18 protein-coding genes are annotated in these 19,006 nt (G+C 32.2%); 10 read left to right on the top strand and 8 right to left on the bottom strand.

Annotated elements, in window-relative coordinates; translation table 11 throughout:
• Positions 1–20 precede the first annotated feature (20 nt).
• The 6 genes from DW114_RS04075 to DW114_RS04050 all read left to right on the top strand — a co-directional run bounded on the left by DW114_RS04075 (position 21) and on the right by DW114_RS04050 (position 6,460).
• A complete protein-coding gene (locus DW114_RS04075; RefSeq protein ID WP_147322614.1) occupies positions 21–707 on the top strand; it encodes a hypothetical protein in 687 nt (228 codons plus the stop codon).
• A gap of 129 nt (positions 708–836) precedes the next feature.
• A complete protein-coding gene (locus DW114_RS04070; RefSeq protein ID WP_117452522.1) occupies positions 837–3,410 on the top strand; it encodes a type I restriction-modification system subunit M in 2,574 nt (857 codons plus the stop codon).
• 1 nt (position 3,411) lies between these two features.
• Positions 3,412–3,993 carry a restriction endonuclease subunit S gene (locus tag DW114_RS04065; RefSeq protein ID WP_117452521.1) on the top strand — a complete coding sequence of 194 codons (582 nt, stop codon included), beginning with the start codon at positions 3,412–3,414 and terminating at the stop codon, positions 3,991–3,993.
• 27 nt (positions 3,994–4,020) lie between these two features.
• Positions 4,021–4,950, top strand: coding sequence for a site-specific integrase (locus DW114_RS04060; protein WP_117452520.1), 930 nt, complete (start codon positions 4,021–4,023; stop codon positions 4,948–4,950).
• Positions 4,951–5,149: 199 nt separating this feature from the next.
• On the top strand, positions 5,150–6,007 hold the full coding sequence (locus DW114_RS04055; RefSeq protein ID WP_117452519.1) for a DMT family transporter: 858 nt from the start codon (positions 5,150–5,152) through the stop codon (positions 6,005–6,007).
• 27 nt (positions 6,008–6,034) lie between these two features.
• Positions 6,035–6,460, top strand: a complete 426-nt coding sequence (locus DW114_RS04050; RefSeq protein WP_117452518.1) for a hypothetical protein — start codon at positions 6,035–6,037, stop codon at positions 6,458–6,460.
• Positions 6,461–6,544: 84 nt separating this feature from the next.
• Here DW114_RS04050 and DW114_RS04045 read toward each other — a convergent pair whose 3' ends face one another.
• A complete protein-coding gene (locus DW114_RS04045) occupies positions 6,545–6,727 on the bottom strand; it encodes a helix-turn-helix domain-containing protein (RefSeq protein WP_233511351.1) in 183 nt (60 codons plus the stop codon).
• Between the two features lie 164 nt (positions 6,728–6,891).
• On the opposite strand from DW114_RS04045, the gene DW114_RS04040 reads away from it, so the two are divergent.
• Both DW114_RS04040 and DW114_RS04035 read left to right on the top strand, forming a co-directional pair.
• Complete coding sequence (locus tag DW114_RS04040; RefSeq protein ID WP_117452517.1) at positions 6,892–7,944, top strand: hypothetical protein; 1,053 nt, start codon at positions 6,892–6,894, stop codon at positions 7,942–7,944.
• Between the two features lie 159 nt (positions 7,945–8,103).
• Positions 8,104–8,748, top strand: coding sequence for a hypothetical protein (locus DW114_RS04035; RefSeq protein WP_117452516.1), 645 nt, complete (start codon positions 8,104–8,106; stop codon positions 8,746–8,748).
• 134 nt (positions 8,749–8,882) lie between these two features.
• On the opposite strand, the gene DW114_RS04030 is transcribed toward DW114_RS04035, so the two are convergent.
• From DW114_RS04030 to licT, 3 genes are all read right to left on the bottom strand, one after another.
• Positions 8,883–10,307 carry a 6-phospho-beta-glucosidase gene (locus tag DW114_RS04030; RefSeq protein ID WP_117452515.1) on the bottom strand — a complete coding sequence of 475 codons (1,425 nt, stop codon included), beginning with the start codon at positions 10,305–10,307 and terminating at the stop codon, positions 8,883–8,885.
• Positions 10,308–10,318: 11 nt separating this feature from the next.
• The gene (locus DW114_RS04025) at positions 10,319–12,217 is read right to left on the bottom strand and encodes a beta-glucoside-specific PTS transporter subunit IIABC (RefSeq protein WP_117452514.1); all 1,899 of its coding nucleotides are present in this window, start codon (positions 12,215–12,217) and stop codon (positions 10,319–10,321) included.
• A gap of 117 nt (positions 12,218–12,334) precedes the next feature.
• Positions 12,335–13,174, bottom strand: coding sequence for a BglG family transcription antiterminator LicT (gene licT / locus DW114_RS04020; protein WP_117452513.1), 840 nt, complete (start codon positions 13,172–13,174; stop codon positions 12,335–12,337).
• A 518-nt stretch (positions 13,175–13,692) separates the two neighbouring features.
• On the opposite strand from licT, the gene DW114_RS04015 reads away from it, so the two are divergent.
• Positions 13,693–15,015, top strand: coding sequence for an MATE family efflux transporter (locus DW114_RS04015; RefSeq protein WP_117452512.1), 1,323 nt, complete (start codon positions 13,693–13,695; stop codon positions 15,013–15,015).
• 88 nt (positions 15,016–15,103) lie between these two features.
• Here DW114_RS04015 and DW114_RS21590 read toward each other — a convergent pair whose 3' ends face one another.
• From DW114_RS21590 to DW114_RS03995, 4 genes are all read right to left on the bottom strand, one after another.
• Positions 15,104–15,508 (bottom strand): DUF1284 domain-containing protein, encoded by a 405-nt coding sequence (locus DW114_RS21590; RefSeq protein WP_233511345.1) that lies wholly within the window; start codon positions 15,506–15,508, stop codon positions 15,104–15,106.
• A gap of 9 nt (positions 15,509–15,517) precedes the next feature.
• On the bottom strand, positions 15,518–16,216 hold the full coding sequence (locus tag DW114_RS04005; protein WP_117452511.1) for a DUF1963 domain-containing protein: 699 nt from the start codon (positions 16,214–16,216) through the stop codon (positions 15,518–15,520).
• Positions 16,217–16,306: 90 nt separating this feature from the next.
• Complete coding sequence (locus tag DW114_RS04000) at positions 16,307–16,558, bottom strand: kinase to dihydroxyacetone kinase (protein WP_117452510.1); 252 nt, start codon at positions 16,556–16,558, stop codon at positions 16,307–16,309.
• A 62-nt stretch (positions 16,559–16,620) separates the two neighbouring features.
• The gene (locus DW114_RS03995) at positions 16,621–17,172 is read right to left on the bottom strand and encodes a dihydrofolate reductase family protein (RefSeq protein WP_117452691.1); all 552 of its coding nucleotides are present in this window, start codon (positions 17,170–17,172) and stop codon (positions 16,621–16,623) included.
• Between the two features lie 475 nt (positions 17,173–17,647).
• Here DW114_RS03995 and DW114_RS03990 point away from each other — a divergent pair, with 475 nt between their 5' ends.
• A complete protein-coding gene (locus DW114_RS03990) occupies positions 17,648–18,973 on the top strand; it encodes a 6-phospho-alpha-glucosidase (protein WP_117452509.1) in 1,326 nt (441 codons plus the stop codon).
• The last annotated feature ends 33 nt before the right edge of the window (positions 18,974–19,006 follow it).

Below are 19,006 nucleotides of genomic sequence, written 5' to 3'. Positions count from 1 at the left end.
TAATGAAGGAGCTTGATAAAGTGGGGGTAAATAGAATGACTAGCATTCCATGGCATGTTGAAAGAGTGCATCGACAGAGTGGGGATGATAGGAGGCAAAAAAAGAATTGTAAATTTTATGATGAAGGAACGTGTTGGGCTTATGCACAACAATGCAAGGGCTCTGCACATTGTATAAAATACAGAGAAAAAGATAAGAAACAAATATTGGAGGAAATTAAGCAACCCAATAAAGAGAATAATAAAAAGAAGAAAAAGGCTAAAACAAAAACAGTGCCTATGTTTTCAGAAAGTCAAAATAATATATCTTTAGTTTCAAATGTTGACTATCACAAAAAATTTCAATTTGGTTTACTTCAAATAGATACAACAGACTTAGTTTGTTTAAAGATCATGGAAAAGTTTGAAAAACAAGGATTTTATAATTTTCAGGTAATTGTGGAAGATTTAATAATAAAATCAACAATTGAAAGTATAAAAATTAATAAAGTATTTTTGGCATTAAAAGGAAAACCAATTCTATGCTCAATTAAGCAAAATACATTTTCTATTATCAATAGCTGTGATTATATGACGATATCTTTTGAAGTTATTGGTTTTGACCGAAATGAAACATATATTTTAAGGGATTATGAAGATATATGCGAAGGATTTGATCCTTTTTATGGAAATATTGCTATAAAATTGAAAAAAGTAAATAAAGGATAAAGTGACAATATATTTTCATGAATAAAAAAGATATAATATATACCTAAGGGAAGTGATGAAATTTATTAAATGATGATTTAATATATATATGATAATAATGATACAAGACAGGAAGGAACAAAAACAAAAATGAATAAACAACAACTTGCAAATAAAATATGGGAATCCGCAAATAAAATGCGATCTAAAATAGAGGCAAACGAATATAAAGATTATATTCTTGGCTTCATTTTTTACAAATATCTATCTGATCAAGAAATAAAGTTTTTGAAAGAAAATGACTTTAGTGATGAGGATATTAAAGAACTAACAGAAAAAGATGAAGAAACAGTCGAATATATTCAAAAGAATGTAGGATATTTTATCTCCTATCAAAACTTATTTTCCACATGGATTCATATGGGCAGAGATTTTGATATTTCTAATGTTAGAGATGCATTGTCCGCATTTAGTAGAAAAATATATGTATCTCATAAAAAAGTATTTGATGGAGTTTTTTATACACTACAAACAGGCTTAAGCAAATTAGGGGATAGCTCAGGATCACAAACAAAAGCAGTAAGAGATTTATTACAATTAATCAAAGATATTCCAATGGACAGTAAACAGGGATATGATGTATTGGGATTTATTTATGAATTTTTAATTAGTAGGTTTGCTGCCAATGCTGGTAAAAAAGCAGGTGAATTTTATACACCACATGAAGTATCTCTGTTAATGTCTGAAATTGTCGCAAATCATTTAAAAGGTAAAAATGAAATAAAAATATATGATCCTACAAGTGGGTCAGGTTCATTATTGATAAATATAGGGCATAGTGTATCAAAATATATGAACGACAGCAATAATATAAAGTATTATGCACAAGAATTAAAAGAAAACACATATAACTTGACTCGTATGAATCTTGTAATGAGAGGAATAAAACCAGATAATATCGTCACAAGGAATGCAGATACGCTAGAAGATGATTGGCCATACTTCGATGAAAATGATCCTGCTAATACGTATGATCCACTATATATAGATGCTGTCGTTTCTAATCCACCATATTCACAATCGTGGGATCCTACAAATAAAGAACATGATCCAAGATATGCTCGTTTTGGCTTAGCACCAAAAGGAAAAGCAGATTATGCATTTCTTCTTCATGATTTATTCCATGTCAAACCTGATGGAATCATGACGATAGTTCTACCTCATGGTGTATTATTCAGAGGTGGAGAGGAAGGCGTTATACGTAAAAATTTGATTGAAAACAATCATATTGATACGATTATAGGTTTACCTGCAAATATATTTTATGGAACAGGTATACCAACAATCATCATTGTATTAAAGCAAAAGAGAGAGAATACAAATGTATTAATTATTGATGCATCAAAAGGATTCGCAAAAGAAGGGAAAAATAATGTATTACGTGCATCGGATATCAAGAAAATTTCAGATACAGTAATGAAAAGAGAAAGTATTGATAAATTTTCCCGTGTTGTAAGTCGTGAAGAAATTAGATCTAATGATTATAATTTAAATATACCTCGTTACGTTGATTCATCAGAAAGTGTGGAAAGTTGGGATATATATGCTTCGATGTTTGGTGGCATTCCAGTATCTGAATTAAATGAATTAGATGAATACTGGCAAGCGTTTCCTACACTGAAAACTACTCTATTTTCCACAAGTGATAAGCCTTATGTGGATTTAGTAGTTGAAGATATTAAAACCTCAATCAAACAACATCCAGATGTGGTCATGTTTGAAAATAAATTTAAACAAGCCTTTGATGATTTCCGAATCTATCTAAAAAAGGAATTAATCGAGAAGATGATGAATGTAGAAATCTCAAAAACAGAAAGTCTAATAAGTGAAGATATATTCTCACGTCTGTCACAAATGCCTATAATTGATAAATATGCAGCATATCAGTTATTACATGAAAGTTGGACAAACATAGCGATTGATCTAGAAATTATTCAGACTGAAGGCTTTGAGGCAACGAAAAAAGTTGATCCTAATTTGATTATAAAAAAGAAAGATGGAAAGGAACAAGAAATTCAAAATGGATGGGTAGGTCATATTATACCATTTGAATTAGTACAAAAAGAGCTATTGTATGATGAATATCAGGCTTTAAAAAATAAAGAAAACAGATTATCTCAGATTCCATCTTGCTATGAAGAAATTATAGACTCAATGACAGAAGAAGAAAAAGAAACAGATGTTTTAAATGAAAGCAATGATGCTTTTGTCACAAAAGAAGTAACAAAAAAATTAAAAGAGCTTCAATCAGAAACACAGTCAAATGAAACAATTGCATTTAAAGAAAAATTATCTGAGGTAGAAAGTTTAGTTAAAGAAGAAAAAGAGCTAAAATCGCAAATAAAAAGTGAAACCACAAATCTTATTAAATTAACCAAGGAAACGATAGAGAATTTATCAAATGATGAAGTTTATGCATTATTGGAGATAAAATGGATTGAAAGCTTAATTGAAAATTTGTTTAGGTTACCAAACGCTATCGTAGATCACTTAGTATCAAAAATACAAAATCTACAAAATAAATATGGAACAACTTATTTTGAAATTGAATCGCAGATTAGGGAAACGGAGAAACAATTATGTGCTATGATTGATGATTTGGAAGGTAATGAATTTGATATGAAAGGCTTAAGTGAATTTAAATCACTTTTAATGGGTAAGTAATATGGAAGAATCAAAAAAACCCGCTCTTCGTTTCAAAGGATTTCATGATGATTGGGAACAGCGTAAGCTAGGAGAGATCGCTGATTATAAAAAAGGTCCATTTGGAAGTGCATTAAAAAAAGAGATTTTTGTTCCAAAAAGTGAAAACTCAGTTAAGGTTTACGAACAGCAAAATGCTATCGGTAAAAATTGGAAATTGCAAAGATATTTTATCACAAAAGAATATGCAAACGAATTAAAAGCATTTGAAACACATGGTGGAGATATTCTTGTTTCTTGTGCAGGAACTATTGGAGAAATGTACGAATTACCCGATAATTCCGAGGTCGGAGTTATAAATCAAGCTCTTATGAGAGTAAGGGTAAATGAGAAAATAATATCAAAAGAATTATATAAATTACTTTTTACTAACATGATTGATGATTTTTCAAAAGAACATAGTAATGGTTCCGCTATGAAAAATATTCCACCTTTTGCCGACTTAAAAGCAATGAATGCAATGCTTCCAACATTAGATGAACAGGAAAGGATTGGAGCGTATTTCAATAAGCTTGATCACCTTATCACCCTTCATCAAGCGTAAGCCATCTAGATAAAAATGGAGGAAAAAATGTTAGAAAATGTTGAAAACACGGAGTTATTCTGTGAGTATTATGCAAAATGGATTTCTGTATACAAGGAAGGTGCAATAAGAAAGGTAACATTAGACAAGTATTTGATGACTCAGCGATGGTTAGTTAAACTTGTTCCTGATTTAAAAGTATGTGACTTAAGTAGAATAACATATCAACAACTTTTAAATGATTATGCCATTACACACGAAAGGCAAACTACTATGGACTTTCATCATCAACTCAAAGGCGCAATATTAGATGCCGTAGACGAAGGAATAATTCCAAGAGATCCTACACGTAAAGCGATAATTAAAGGGAAAACGCCTAATGAAAATAAGAAGATAAAGTATTTGAATCAATTTGAACTACATACATTAATTTCAATTTTAGATTTGAAATCAGAAATTAATTGGGATTGGTTTATTCTATTAGTTGCGAAAACAGGTTTGAGATTTTCTGAAGCGTTGGCATTAACACCAAAAGATTTTGATTTTGCACATCAATCAGTTTCAGTAAGCAAAACTTGGAATTATAAAGGAGACGGAGGATTTTTGCCAACGAAAAATAAATCTTCAGTAAGAAAAGTTCAAATTGACTGGCAATTGGTTATTCAATTCTCTGAATTAATTAAAGGATTACCAGAGGAAGAACCAATTTTTGTTAAAGGAAAGGTTTATAATTCTACAGTGAATGATATTTTAAGTAGATATTGTAAAAAAGCCAATGTGCCGGTGATATCTGTTCATGGATTAAGACATACACACGCATCAATATTGTTGTTTGCAGGGGTGTCTATCGCAAGTGTGGCTAGAAGGTTGGGCCACTCAAGTATGAATACAACACAAAAAACTTATTTACACATCATTCAGGAATTAGAAAATCGTGATGTTGACTTAGTTATGCGTTCATTATCAGGATTAAGTTAAAGTAAAAAGTAGATGGCTTACGTTGATGAAAGCTGATAAGGATATTTACATAAAAATTTTTGAGAATATAAATAAATGAAAGAGTAATAGTAAGCATAGATATCAATAAAAAATTAGATTATGGTAAGAATAATGCCATAATCTATTTCACTTTATAAGCCAATACGGTATAATAAAACCCGATACGAGGAGGAAGGATATGCGTATAAAAGGGATATTTGCGACAATATTATCTGCCATACTTTTTGGCTTAACGCCACTTCTAACAACCATGATTTATGACTATGGCGCAACATCTATGACCGTCGTATTCTTTCGTTCCTTGTTTGTGCTACCTATTCTTGCCATAATTATGTATAATCAAAAAATATCCTTTCATATCTCAAAATTTGATCTAAAAAACGTCGCAATTATCGCGATACTTGGCAGTGGACTAACCACGATTCTTCTGTTTTCATCTTATAACTACATTGATATTGGCTGTGCAACAACCCTTCATTTCCTATATCCGGTATTTGTGTCATTATTATGCTTTTTCATCTATAAACAAAAGATATCTAAACAAAAACAAGTTGCTCTTGGGTTAGCTTTACTAGGGGCATTATGCTTCTTTGACTTAAGCGCAAATGCAAAACCTATAGGGCTGATTATGGCGATTGCATCTGCGTTCACATATGCATTCTATATGGTACAGCTTGAAAAAACACGATTAGCACATGAAAATGCTTATAAAGTATCGTTCTATCTGGCAGCATTTATCGCTATAGAAACACTTGTGTGCTCTATTGTTTATCCTATCCATTTTGTAATGCCATGGGAAGCATATGGATTGTTGATTGTACTTGCCATCATGTCCAGCTTTCTTGCAGTGGTGCTTCTACAAAAAGGGATTCAATATTTGGGAAGCAGTACAGCATCATTATTTTGTTTATTTGAACCGATCACTTCTGTTGTATGTGGCTGGCTGATATTAGGAGAAGCCTTAACATTATCAAAAATAATTGGGTGTGCTTTGATATTAACAGCACTTATCATAATGAGTAGAAAAAATAAATAAGAGGTATTTATGTAAGATAAATTAGTATTGTGGGCAAGATATCAACCTGCGTTTGTGAAACAAAAGATTATACCAGAGATTTTTGAAAACATTAAGAATGATGGCATGTTATGGCCTGAAGCTTATCAGGTGTATAAAGATAATATTAGTAAAGAAAACTGTATGCTTTTTCATCATAGTTATACAGAACAAAATATTCCAATGGGAAAAATATATTCCCATATCGCTTGGATAGAAGATGGCGTGATTCTTCCTGCATCCATACAAGAATGTCATGCGAAAGTAGTATGTTTCTTAACCGCTTATAAGATGCAGCCATCAGATCATGCCATGTGTGGGCATCATGAATTGAGCTTGATTGAATTTCAGAAAGTTCCTTCCATGATATATGATCTTCAAGAGATTTCAAAAAATAAAACATTGAGAAATGGAAAGTATTTGTGTTTATTTTAAGAATACCTTTATTACGAAAACTGATATACAAAAAGAAAAAGGATATTTCATATCAATACAAGTCGCTGTGAAATATCCTTTTCGTTATTTTCCATGAGAAATATCATTCACAAATGTAACAATATCATTCGGCGTGCAATCTAAAATATTGCATAACTTTTCTAGTGTAAGTAACGTTATATTTCTGTTGTTCTTTAAAGTATCTAAAGTTCGATTATCAATTCCGGATTTCAATAATCTATATTGTGAAACACCTTTGATCTTCATGGTTTTCCATAATGGACTGTAATCTATAATCGTAATCAACTCCTTAATCAGATTATAGAATTAATATGTCTAAATTGATATTGTGCATATATTCACAACATGGTATGATATATTAAGAAAGCAATTGTAAAAAAAATAAGAAAGAAAAGGGAGATTTTACACAAATGGAAAAGATGAAAGAGTATATCAAAAACAACAAAAGAATCGTTATATCTGGTGTAGTTGTTATTGTACTTTTAGTTGCTGGGGGCATTTGGTTTGCGGTGCAATCTGGCAGTCATAAGGACACAGAACCAAAGCAGACTGAGCAAATTGAGCAGAAACAAAAGAAAATTGAGAAGGAAGTCAAGCTGGATGAAATCAAGCCTTTGATTGATAAAGAAATTATCAAAGGGATCAAAGATTATGAAAGAGAAAAAGGCGCTAAGGTAGATTTGAAAAAACTTGTATCCGTAGATGATAGTATTGTAGAAAAAGTGGAAATTGACGATAGTAAGATTGATTCTTCTAAAGAAGGCAAATATGAAGTCATTTATACGATAACATTGAAAGGTGATGGCCTGAATACATTCCTTAAGAAAAACAAAGATGTGAAATTAACATTTGATACAAACGCTGATGAGATCATCGTAAAAGTAAAAACAACGGTTTCAATCAAAAATAAGAAACAAGCGAATGAAGAAACAAAACAGAGCAATAAAGATGATAAAGTAAAGGAAACGGTAACGAACAACAATCAACAAGTTGCGGAAAATAAACCAAATACTGAAAACAGTTCTAGTCAAAGCAGTTCTTCAAGTAAACCAAGTGGAGGAAACAATAATTCTTCCAATAATAAACCAAGTAGCAACAACAGTATAAGCAATTCTGATAACAGCAATACGAATACTAAACCAAAAGAACCTGTACATGAACATAGTTATGACATATATGTACCTGAAAAGAGTCATACAGAAGAGCGTGAAGTTCCTGTCACAGTACATGAAGCACAATATGAAATTATTGACGATTGGTACGAATGTAATCATTGTCATGCTAGATTTGATTTGGAGGAGGATTGCTTTATACATTGTGGAGATGTCTGCGGTTGTGGATGGAGTTATAAAGTAGATAGAGAATTTACTGGTTGGAAAGAAATAATAGAATATCAAAAACAAAATGTTAAAGTGGTAGATGAAGAGGCATATTATATGTGTTCTTGTGGTGCTCGCCTGTAGCAGAATCATTTAAAGGATTGACAAAAATTCGTCTTTCCTTTTTTTCATTGATAAAAGAAATTTCTATAATCAATACATAGAAAAGATGTTATATGTATTTTATTTGTAATAGTTTGGTACTTGATGTATGATGGAAGTAACAAAAAGGGAGGCTATCTGATGGAGAAAATTAGCTATGGTAAAAAATTAACACGCTCATATATCATACTATCGCAAATTGGCATATGTATTACGATATATTTGGTATTTTTACTAGTTTTTCTATATTATAAAAGTCAACCTGGCGCAAACTCTATTATGCTAAATCCGTTATTTGAATTGATACTTGCACTTATTTTTACACCATTTTGTTTCATATTGCAAATAAGTATCACACAGTTTAAATATATGGAACTAAGAGAACATGATATGTTGTACTTTGAAGGTGCCACAGTTATAGATTGTATAAAGCTGGCTTGGAATGTTTTAAGATATGGAAATGATAAGAAAGTTTATAAAGTGATTCCATATCATGATATTGATAAGGTTACATTACGTTTTTCACAAGGGAAACAATCAAAGGAGTCCTCATTTGATACGTATTATTTAAGTATCCGCTTTTATACTAAGGAAGCGTGTTTTCTTAGTTTCTCACAATCAATGTCATTAAACGAAAAACTAGATAATCAAATGATTTATAATATTTTAGAATTTTTGTTAAATCATCATGTAAGAGTTGTTGATCAGCATCATTTGATGGGATATTTGAAGCGAGATCAAAAGGCTTTCCATGAGTATTTGGATAGCATTAAGAAAAGAAAATGATTTGAGTAGTAAAGAATTTAAATGAAGATTTCTCTTTTACATTATGAGAATAATCAATGAATGTCGATTATTTATCTACAAAAAAGCTAGCGAACCTTTCGTGATTTGCTAGCTTTTTTAATTATATACAGTGCTTATAATATTTCACCATTTGAAGCAATTACCTGTTGATACCATGTAAATGATTTTTTCTTATAGCGTTTAAAAGTACCTTGACCATCCTCATCTGCATCAACATATATAAATCCATAACGTTTTTTCATCTCACCACTACTTGCGCTAATCAAATCAATACAGCCCCAGGTTGTATAGCCAATTAAATCTACACCATCGATTAAAATAGCATCTTTCATTGCTTGGATATGATCACGTAGATAATTGATTCTATAATCATCATCTACACTACCGTTGATGAATTCATCTTTTGCGCCTAATCCATTTTCAACGATAAATAAAGGCTTTTGATAACGATCATAAAGGGCATTTAAAGTAATTCTTAACCCAAGAGGATCAATTTGCCATCCCCATTCACTTGCGGAAAGATAGGGGTTTTCAATGGTAGGAAACACATTGCCTTTTGCATTTGCCTGTAAGTTAGGATCTGCACTTGCTACTCCACTGTTATAGTAGGAGAAAGATACAAAATCTACACAGCCTTGTGAAAGAATCACTTTATCTTCTTCTGTAATTGACAACGAAATATGGTTTTGTTCTAAAAACTTTAATGCATAAGATGGATAATACCCTCTTACTTGAATATCCGCAAAATAATAGTTCTCACGATCTTTCTGAATACTTTCCATTACATCATTTGGATTACAAGAATAAGGATACATATTACCAGCGGCAAGCATACATCCAACCTTATAATCTGAATCAATTTGATGTGCTAATTTTACAGCCTTTGCACTTGCTAATAATTCATGATGTGCTGCAAGATAACACATTTCTGTCTTGTTTTCATCTGGTTGAATCGTTAAACCGGCAGCCATATATGGCATATGCAAAATCATATTGATCTCATTAAATGTAATCCAGTATTTTACTTTACCTTTAAAACGTGTAAATAAGGTTTCACAAAGTCGCAAATAAAAACCGATAAGTTTTCTGTTTCGCCATGCGCCATATGTTTTAATCAAATGAATAGGGATATCAAAATGGTTGATGGTAATGAGTGGTTCTATATGATAAGAAAGACAAGTATCAATGATATCTTCGTAAAATGCTAAGCCATCTTCATTCGGTGTATCTTCATCACCAAGTGGGAATATACGTGACCAGCAGATGGAAAAACGATATACCTGAAACCCCATTTCTGCGAACAGTGCAATATCTTCTATATAATGATGATACATATCAATGGCAGTTCTGGAAGGATAATACTCATTATCTTTTAAATGTTTTGGGTCTAATTGTCCTGATGCAATTGCAAAACGATTTTCTTTAGACGGAATAAAATCAACATTTGATAGGCCTCGATTACCTTCTAAATAACCGCCTTCACATTGGTTGGCAGCAGTCGCACCACCCCATAAAAATCCTTTAGGAAATGTACTCATAAGTTATCCTCCTATCGAATGATTGTTAAAAATTCTTCTTTATTCTCTAAACCTGTTTCCATAACATCAAGATAATCAGCTGTATTTGTGATAACCACAGGGGTCAGCAATGAATATCCCGCGTTTTTGATTTGATCCATTTCAAATGTTAACAATGTTTGACCAGCATGTACCTGATCACCTTGTTTTATACAAGGATGAAAATATTTGCCTTCTAATTGGACTGTATCCATACCGACATGAATTAATACTTCAATTCCTGAATCTGATGTAATACCAATGGCATGATAAGTAGGAAATAATGTTGTAATTGTTCCATTTACAGGAGAAACAACTTCTCCTTTTTCTGGTTCTATTGCAAGACCTTTACCAAGGATACCTTGTGAGAAGGCACAATCCTCAACTTTAGATAAAGGAAGAACTACACCTTTTATTGGTGCAAGGATGATTTCTTTGTTTAACAATTCAGTTGGTTTAACACTTGCTTCAACAACTACTTCTTTTGTGTCATCTTTCCAGAATAACATGGTAAATACAAACCCTAAAATCATAGCGGCAACTGCGCCAATAATACCAACATACATATTGTCAAAGCTGTTTGTAACTGGATCAATTAAAGTAGTAAAACCAAAGATACCTAAGCCTCCCATTGCAAATTCACGTAAGTTGAATAATCCATAAAATCCACCTACTAACGCAGCAGCAATACAGCTTAGCATAAATGGCTTTTTCTTAGGAAGTAGAATACCGTAAATCGCAGGTTCTGTGACTCCAAAGAAACCTGAAATAGACGCAGGGATGCATAATTGTTTTAATTTTTTATCTTTCGTTTTAATCATCATTGCGACAACAACAGCTGTTGTTGCAAATGAGCCTCCAAAGAATGGTAGCATGACATTATCAAATCCTAATGTTGCGATATTATTGATATAAATTGGAATAATTCCCCAATGTAAACCAAAAACAACTAGAATTTGCCAAAGTCCACCAACGAGCGCACCAGCAATCATTGGAGAGAAACTACGTACCTGCATAATTCCAGATGCAATGATGTTGGAACCATATGTTGCGATTGGACCAATTAAAATAAATCCAATAACAAGTGAAATTAAAAGAGTAAACATAGGAACAAAGAAGAATTTCAAAAGATCAGGAATAATTTTGTTAAAGCCTTTTTCTACTTTAGAAGCTAAATAGCATATCAGGATGACTGGTATGACTGTAGATGTATAATCCATAGTAATAATAGGAATATTAAAAAGTGTTAAGTATACTGGCGATTCAAATATACTACCTGTGAATAAAGTGTATAAAGGTTCTCCTGCACCTGCCAAAGTACTTGCCTGGATAGCAGGATAACATAATGCAGCACCAATAACCAATCCTACAAATGGTTTTAAACCAAATTTTATTGCGGATGTGTATCCTAATATAACTGGTAAGAACATAAACATTGCATCACCGATTGTTGTCATTAGAACATCAGCACCAGATCCAGCACTATACCATCCCATAGCTAAACACAAAGCATTAAGACCTTTCATCATACCAGCAGCAGATAAAACAGATAAAATAGGTTGGAAGATTCCAGATACTGTATCTACAAGCATATCAAAAGGTTTCTTTTTTACTTTTGGTTGATCTGTATGATCACCTGCATGTATTTGAGCGACTTCACATACATCAGCATATACCATAGGTACATGATTTCCAATAACTACCTGATATTGCCCACCAGATTTCATGACAGTAACAACACCATCCATATTTTTTAGAATCTCATCATCAGCTTTGCTTTCATCCTTTAATTGAAAACGCAGACGTGTAACGCAGTGTGTAAGGGAAATAATGTTTTCTTTTCCTCCGACGTGTTTGACAATCTCCATTGCCAGTTGTTTATAATCTTTCATATTCATTTACCTCCATTTTTTATGTTATATATATGAAGGTTTAGCCAACTGAATGTAACTACCCAATTAGACGTATACTGTGCACACTTGCCTCCTTTCTATCAGTATACGGGTTCCTTATTTTGATTTTTTAACAATTCTTTCGATATGAATTGTTAAGTATAACTGTTCTTCATCTGACAGACAGTAATCATAATTGTTTTGTATAAGTTCCATGATTTTTCTGACACATTGATAGGCTTCATGGTATTGTGTTTTCACCATTGTTAACAAGGTATCATTTTCATCACTTTGATATTCTGTATGTGTTAATAGACGTTGTGCAAAGAATTTTAAATGTGTAATAAAGCGGTAATAGTAAACAGAGTCTTCATCAAAAGATACTTTACATGTGTATTTAATGATGTTGATGATTTCCTGCATTACTTTTGTTAGTCCATACATATCACCTACAGATTCTTCCATTTGTGCATTTACGATATGTAAAGCAATAAAACCTGCTTCATCTTCAGGAAGTTTAGTACCTGTTTTATCTTCGATGATATCTAAAGCAGATTTACCAATTTTAAATTCTTCTGGATAAAACTTCTTTATTTCCCATAACAGCACATTTTTCACAAAAACATGATCCTTGCTTCGTTCGATGGATGTATGGATATGATCACTTAATGAGATAATCATTCCTTCATTTAGCTTTTTATGTAATGTATCGGTTGCCATTTCCATAATCGTAACAGCAGCTTCTATTTCCTGTATTGGAATTTCATTCAATAAATCGCTTAGATGAGTAATGCCTTCTTGTTGTGACATGACAAAACGTTTTTCAATCATACGATCATCAATAGGATCGTTTGGGTGCTTTTTAAATCCGATACCTCTACCCATTAATATTGTTTCTTTTCCTGCTTCATCTTTCACAATGACGATATTATTGTTAATCAGTTTATGGATTCTCATACACATACCTCTTTTCATATAAAAAACCTGCACAAAACCAATGGAACTGCTGTTTCACTGTTTCTTATGCAGGTTTAGCTTGCCATTACACAATAACTACCCGATTACGCCTAAAGTTTAGCATACTTCATTTCAATCTGCAAGCGTTTTCTTTCAAAAAATATTTAAAAATTTTTTCAAATTTCATAATCTGATCATAATTATTTTATAAAACGCTAAGTACTTTCACAATATATGTCATAGGTGACATACTTCCACCACTTACTTATAGCTGTTGAAGTGAGGGACTTCTGCTTGCATTTGGTTAAATGAAAATGTCACCTTTACCATGTATAGTCATACTTAAAGAGAGCGAAAAAACTCATTAGATTATGTAAAATAACTTCTTGACATTGATTTATGTTTTGCTATAATGTTAACTGCTCGGAGGGCAAATCAGTGAAAGATTAGCCGGACAAGGGTATAGATGAAATATCTATCCTTTGCCCGGCTTTTTTGTTTGAAGGAGGACTTAGAAAATGGATTTTTTGAATGGTAAAATTAAACCGCTGTATCTAAAATATCTGGCAACAGCCTTTGGAAGTGCATTGATTACTTCCATTTATTCCATTGTTGATATGGCGATGGTGGGACAATATCAAGGACCGGATGGTACTGCGGCATTGGCAGTTGTAGCACCTATTTGGAATATTATTTTCAGTTTGGGTTTGTTAATGGGAATTGGTGGCTCTATTATTTTTAGTACCTTAAAAGGAAAGTCAGATAGAACATCAAAAAATGAAAATGAATACTTTACTACAGCCTTTATTGGTTCTGTTATACTATCCTTAATTGTATGGATTTTCATTGTGTTTTTTGATGAAGAAATGTTTATCTTTTTTGGCGCAAAAGCAATTTTGTTAGAACTTGCGAAAACTTACATTATACCAATCAAATTTGTATTACCATGTTTCTTATTTACACAAATGCTTGCGGCATTTCTAAGAAATGATTCAAATCCAACACTTGCGACAATTGGAGTTTTAGCAGGTGGCGTATTTAATATCATTGGCGATTACGTTTTTGTATTCGTCTTTGACATGGGCATTTTTGGCGCAGGATTAGCAACGGCAATGGGTTCTGTAATTTCATGTGTCATTATGATCACGCATTTCTTTACGAAACAAAATAGTCTAACATTAGTGAGAACTTATAATATCGTACATAAAATGAAAAGAATTTGTATTACAGGTTTTCCAACCTTCTTCATTGATGTCGCAATGGGAATATTAACGATACTCTTTAATCGTCAGATTATGAAATATCTTGGCGTTGAGGCTTTGTCTGTTTATGGGATTATCGTAAATGTAAGCACATTTGTACAATGTTGTGCATATAGCGTAGGACAGGCATCTCAACCGATTATCTCTATTAACTTTGGTGCTAGACAAGGAAAGCGTATCAAAGAAACTTTAAAGTATGCATTATATACGGTTGTGTTTTTCAGTATTTTTTGGACAGTTTTATCACTTGCAATACCGAATATGTTTGTAGGAATATTTATGACACCTACAAAAGAAATATTAGAAATAGCACCTGCGATTATCAGATGTTATGGTTTATCTTTTCTATTATTACCATTTAATATCTTCTCTACATACTATTTCCAGGCGTTATTAAAACCAAAAGCATCCTTTATTGTATCAGTTGCTAGAGGTCTTGTGATTAGTGGTGTTTTGATATATCTATTACCAATCATACAAGCAGATTTCATATGGTTCACCATGCCAATCACAGAAATCATTGTCGCTGTTTTCTCGCTTATATGTATGATAAAGTTCACGAGGAATTTAGCGGTGTAAGTGCTAAATTGTGAGGAGATTCTATGCGTAGACTCCTCTTTTATTTTGCTAAATATTGTCCTGCACCTATGGTAAAATAATTGAATCGTTATTTAGTGACCTGTGTATCTTCCTCTTTCCATACTTCATATATGTTTTGGTTCGTTTCTAACAAGATATCGCATAACTCTTTTGCGGTATATGTTTCTTTAGATAATGAATACAGTGAAATTATTCTTGTGTCCAGCGTTTGATTGTAAATATCTTTACTTGTAAAACCAGGAATATGATGTAAAGCATCTGTACATATATTATTGTATTTCTTACAAGGTTTACATATATCATCTCCATGAATGGTAAGTCGTAAAGGCACATCAGGATTATGAATGATCATATTTGCGACTTTGTAAAAATCATGTCCCATTTTTTCATCAGGTACAAAGTTATGTATGCCTGTACCATAAAGTTTAATGATATCCATAAAATGATGAGGTTTAATCAATATTGTTTTCATATTTTCTCCTTAGTAAAAGTCACAATAGACTTTCCAATCTTGTTTTAAAGCATTGTAGTAAAAGTAAAAATTACCACTATCTATAATGTTGAAATTAGCTTTAAAATCTGAGGATATTTGTAAAACAAATGGATAATCATCCCCATACCATACACCACTTTGACAGAAGGAAGGATAACCACCTATTTTATGAAGACGATAATTTTTTTTATAAATATCTTCAAAGTAATCAAGATTACCTTGTTCTTCTAAAGTGCAAATTTCTTGATCTATATCATCAGGAATACCACCATTATCCCATGTAGGAAAATCATTTTCCACAAGTTCTGTGGATAAAGGAAAAGGCTTTATTGCTTTTGATGTGTAGCAACAAGGCACTAAATCATCCAAAGAACGATATGTTCTTATCACAAACCAGCGGCTTAAATCATCTCCATTTAGATGTTTATATAGATTATTTGACACAAAAATTGTGATTAATTTTATTCCAGAAAGCTCTTTTGGACAAACAGGTGAATCAGGTAAAAAGACTGTCGCAACTGGTAACATTTCTTGGTGATCATCATCCTTTGGTACTTCTTCATTCTTTAATTTCCATCCTACTTTTCCAATCCAACTTTCAGATATTTCATTGGTTGGTCGAAAACCACCAGTACGAAAGACAATTGCTTTTCTTTTTAATGCATTTTTTATTTCTTCTATTTTCATTATATACACCTTACTCTCATTGATACTATATTAACATAGCGCATTGTATAAAAAAGGATTTATCCATAATAAACAAATCCTTAGTTAAGACTACCCTTTTAAACCTCTTGATTGCCTGTCCATATCTTCAACCACAATATCATAAATTTCACCTAATGTTGCACAATATTTTAAAACATCCCAAGGCTCATTTGTGTGGAAATGAATTTTGATTAAATCTTCATCACCAACAGCTAATAAGCAATCACCTTTAAAATTATTTCTAAAATATTCATTGATATCATCTTCATTAAGATGATTTCCTTCAATCAAAAGTTGTGTATCATATCTGAATTCTAACATATAGATTTCCTCCTATTTTCTACTATTATATCGCAAATCAGAAGGAATGTCCTTATCGATGTTTATAATCGACGTTTATAAACTAAATCCACAATGCCATCATATGTTCGTGTAGAAACCAGTTTCAATTTCTTTTCCATTTCATGATGATGAAATAACGAAATGCCTTCTCCTAGTATTGTGGGGATAATAGAGAAACAAAAAGTATCTATCATATCTGATTTTAGTAATTGATTTACAATGGATGAGCCACCACATATCCAAATATCTTTACCTTCTTCTTTTTTCAATTTTTCTATTAAGCCTACAGGTTCTTCATGAGTGAAAGTTATTGATTTTGTATTTGGCAGTTGATGATGTGTGAATACATAACTTTTTCTATCATCATAAATCCAATGATTTGGAAATAACTCATTTGCGACTTGATCATATGTTTTATATCCTAATATTACAGTATCAATCGTTTCATAAAATTCAGGATAACTTCCTTTATTTTCAGGATCACTACCATCTCCCATTAGCCAGTGAACGCCGCCATTTTTATCAGCGATATAGCCATCTAAACTCATTGCGATATATAAAATAACTTGCCTGCCATCATGCTTATTTTCCATCATGTGATAACTCCTTTTCTTTATATATATTGATATATATTATAGCCTCTATTTGAATCAGTATGCGAAATGAAAAAAATTTATAAGAAATTTAAGATTCTATCGCTAGTCACAGATTTGTATTTGGATAAAAATTATAAATTTATGACAAAAGAAAGAACAGACTATTCATCTGTTCTCTCCTATATATGAAAGGGAATGAAATTTTCCCTATCACTAATATATGCAGGAAACTAGAAAAATATACAGGCTTTATGAAAAAAAACAATGTTTTAGTTTAAGAAAATTAAATACAAACCACGTATATATGTGTGTGAAAATTATTACTATCTTAGTAATAAATATCAATGAAAGGGATTGCAATCTATAAACTGGTAAATTATTTACACCAATTTAAAAGTAAGATATAGTAATAGCGTACTCAAAGAAGGGCCGTTCTGAGTTAGAAAAAAAAGAAAATAGGAGAGATTGTAATATGAAAAAATTTAATGTATGTATCGTTGGTGGAGGAAGTACATTCACATTAGGATTCTTAAAATCATTCGTTCGTATGAAAGAAGAATTCCCATTAAACAAACTGGTATTGTTCGATATTGATAAAGACCGTCAGGAACCAATTGGTAAATTCGGTGAAATCCTGTTTAAAGAAAGATTTCCTGAATTAGATTTCGCTTATACAACAGATATCAAAGAAGCTTATGAAGGTATGGATTTCGTGTTTATGCAGATGCGTGCTGGTGGACTTCCAATGCGTGCTAAAGATGAACACATTCCATTAAGCATGGGATTGATTGGACAGGAAACATGTGGTGCCGGTGGTATGGCATATGGACTTCGTTCTTGTGTAGATATGATTAAAGCCATTCATGATATCAGAACATATGCGCCTGAAGCATGGATCTTAAACTATTCTAATCCAGCCGCAATCGTAGCGGAAGCATTACGCAGAGAGTTCCCAGATGATAAGAAAATTTTAAACATCTGTGATCAGCCGGAAAATGTGGTTCGTTCATGCTCACGTTTACTTGGATGTGATTGGGAAAACCTGGATCCTGTATATTTTGGATTAAATCACTATGGATGGTTTACACACATTTATGATAAGACAACAGGTGAAGATTTATTGCCAAAAATCAAAGAGATGATTAAAGAAAATGGCTTCTTGCCACAGGATGCAGAACAGCGTGATGCTTCATGGTTAGATACATATGGTATGGTACAGACAATTATGGCTGACTTCCCAGATTATTTACCAAATACATACGATCAGTATTACTTATATCCTGAATATAAAGCAAGTCATTTGAATCCAGAATTTACACGTGCGGATGAAGTTATGGCTGGTAGAGAAAAACGTGTATTTGCAGAATGTGCAGAAGTTATCAAAAAAGGATCATTAGGTGATGGCTTTGATAATATTTCCGATGCACATGCGGAGATGATGATTAAAGTTGCGGAAGCAATTGCTTATAATAAGAATAATCGTCATATCTTGATTATCGAAAACAATGGTGCTATCGCCAATATGCAGGATGATGCCATGGTAGAAGTTGTATGTGAATTAGGCGCAAATGGACCTAGACCAATGCGTGTTGGTAACATTCCACAGTTCTACTTAGGATTATTGGTAAATCAGGTATCTGTAGAAAAACTAATTGTAGATGCATACTTTGAAAATTCATATCAGAAAGCATTAGAGGCATTCACATTAAGTCGTCTGGTAAACGATGCGAAGAAAGCACGTAAAGTATTAGATGCATTAATTGAAGCAAATAAAGGCATGTGGCCAGAATTAAAATAATTATATCGACGAAAGAGAGAAAGGAATAATTTT

The sequence above is a fragment of the Absiella sp. AM09-50 genome (genome assembly GCF_003433845.1).
Taxonomy (GTDB): Bacteria; Bacillota_I; Bacilli_A; order Erysipelotrichales; family Erysipelotrichaceae; genus Hoskinsella; species Hoskinsella hominis.
The sequence above is the reverse complement of the archived record's forward strand: the minus strand, read 5'-3'. Positions and strand labels throughout refer to the sequence as shown.

What these genes read in the sequence shown, in the direction of transcription:
- DW114_RS04005 (WP_117452511.1), bottom strand. Translation starts at nt 16,216, where the DNA reads ATGAAAATAGAAGAAATAAAAAATGCATTAAAAAGAAAAGCAATTGTC.
- DW114_RS04065 (WP_117452521.1), top strand. Translation starts at nt 3,412, where the DNA reads ATGGAAGAATCAAAAAAACCCGCTCTTCGTTTCAAAGGATTTCATGAT.
- DW114_RS04055 (WP_117452519.1), top strand. Translation starts at nt 5,150, where the DNA reads ATGCGTATAAAAGGGATATTTGCGACAATATTATCTGCCATACTTTTT.
- DW114_RS04045 (WP_233511351.1), bottom strand. Translation starts at nt 6,727, where the DNA reads ATGAAGATCAAAGGTGTTTCACAATATAGATTATTGAAATCCGGAATT.
- DW114_RS04060 (WP_117452520.1), top strand. Translation starts at nt 4,021, where the DNA reads ATGTTAGAAAATGTTGAAAACACGGAGTTATTCTGTGAGTATTATGCA.
- DW114_RS04030 (WP_117452515.1), bottom strand. Translation starts at nt 10,307, where the DNA reads ATGAGTACATTTCCTAAAGGATTTTTATGGGGTGGTGCGACTGCTGCC.
- DW114_RS04035 (WP_117452516.1), top strand. Translation starts at nt 8,104, where the DNA reads ATGGAGAAAATTAGCTATGGTAAAAAATTAACACGCTCATATATCATA.
- licT (WP_117452513.1), bottom strand. Translation starts at nt 13,174, where the DNA reads ATGAGAATCCATAAACTGATTAACAATAATATCGTCATTGTGAAAGAT.
- DW114_RS04025 (WP_117452514.1), bottom strand. Translation starts at nt 12,217, where the DNA reads ATGAAAGATTATAAACAACTGGCAATGGAGATTGTCAAACACGTCGGA.
- DW114_RS04000 (WP_117452510.1), bottom strand. Translation starts at nt 16,558, where the DNA reads ATGTTAGAATTCAGATATGATACACAACTTTTGATTGAAGGAAATCAT.
- DW114_RS03990 (WP_117452509.1), top strand. Translation starts at nt 17,648, where the DNA reads ATGAAAAAATTTAATGTATGTATCGTTGGTGGAGGAAGTACATTCACA.
- DW114_RS03995 (WP_117452691.1), bottom strand. Translation starts at nt 17,172, where the DNA reads ATGGAAAATAAGCATGATGGCAGGCAAGTTATTTTATATATCGCAATG.
- DW114_RS21590 (WP_233511345.1), bottom strand. Translation starts at nt 15,508, where the DNA reads ATGAAAACAATATTGATTAAACCTCATCATTTTATGGATATCATTAAA.
- DW114_RS04040 (WP_117452517.1), top strand. Translation starts at nt 6,892, where the DNA reads ATGGAAAAGATGAAAGAGTATATCAAAAACAACAAAAGAATCGTTATA.
- DW114_RS04015 (WP_117452512.1), top strand. Translation starts at nt 13,693, where the DNA reads ATGGATTTTTTGAATGGTAAAATTAAACCGCTGTATCTAAAATATCTG.
- DW114_RS04070 (WP_117452522.1), top strand. Translation starts at nt 837, where the DNA reads ATGAATAAACAACAACTTGCAAATAAAATATGGGAATCCGCAAATAAA.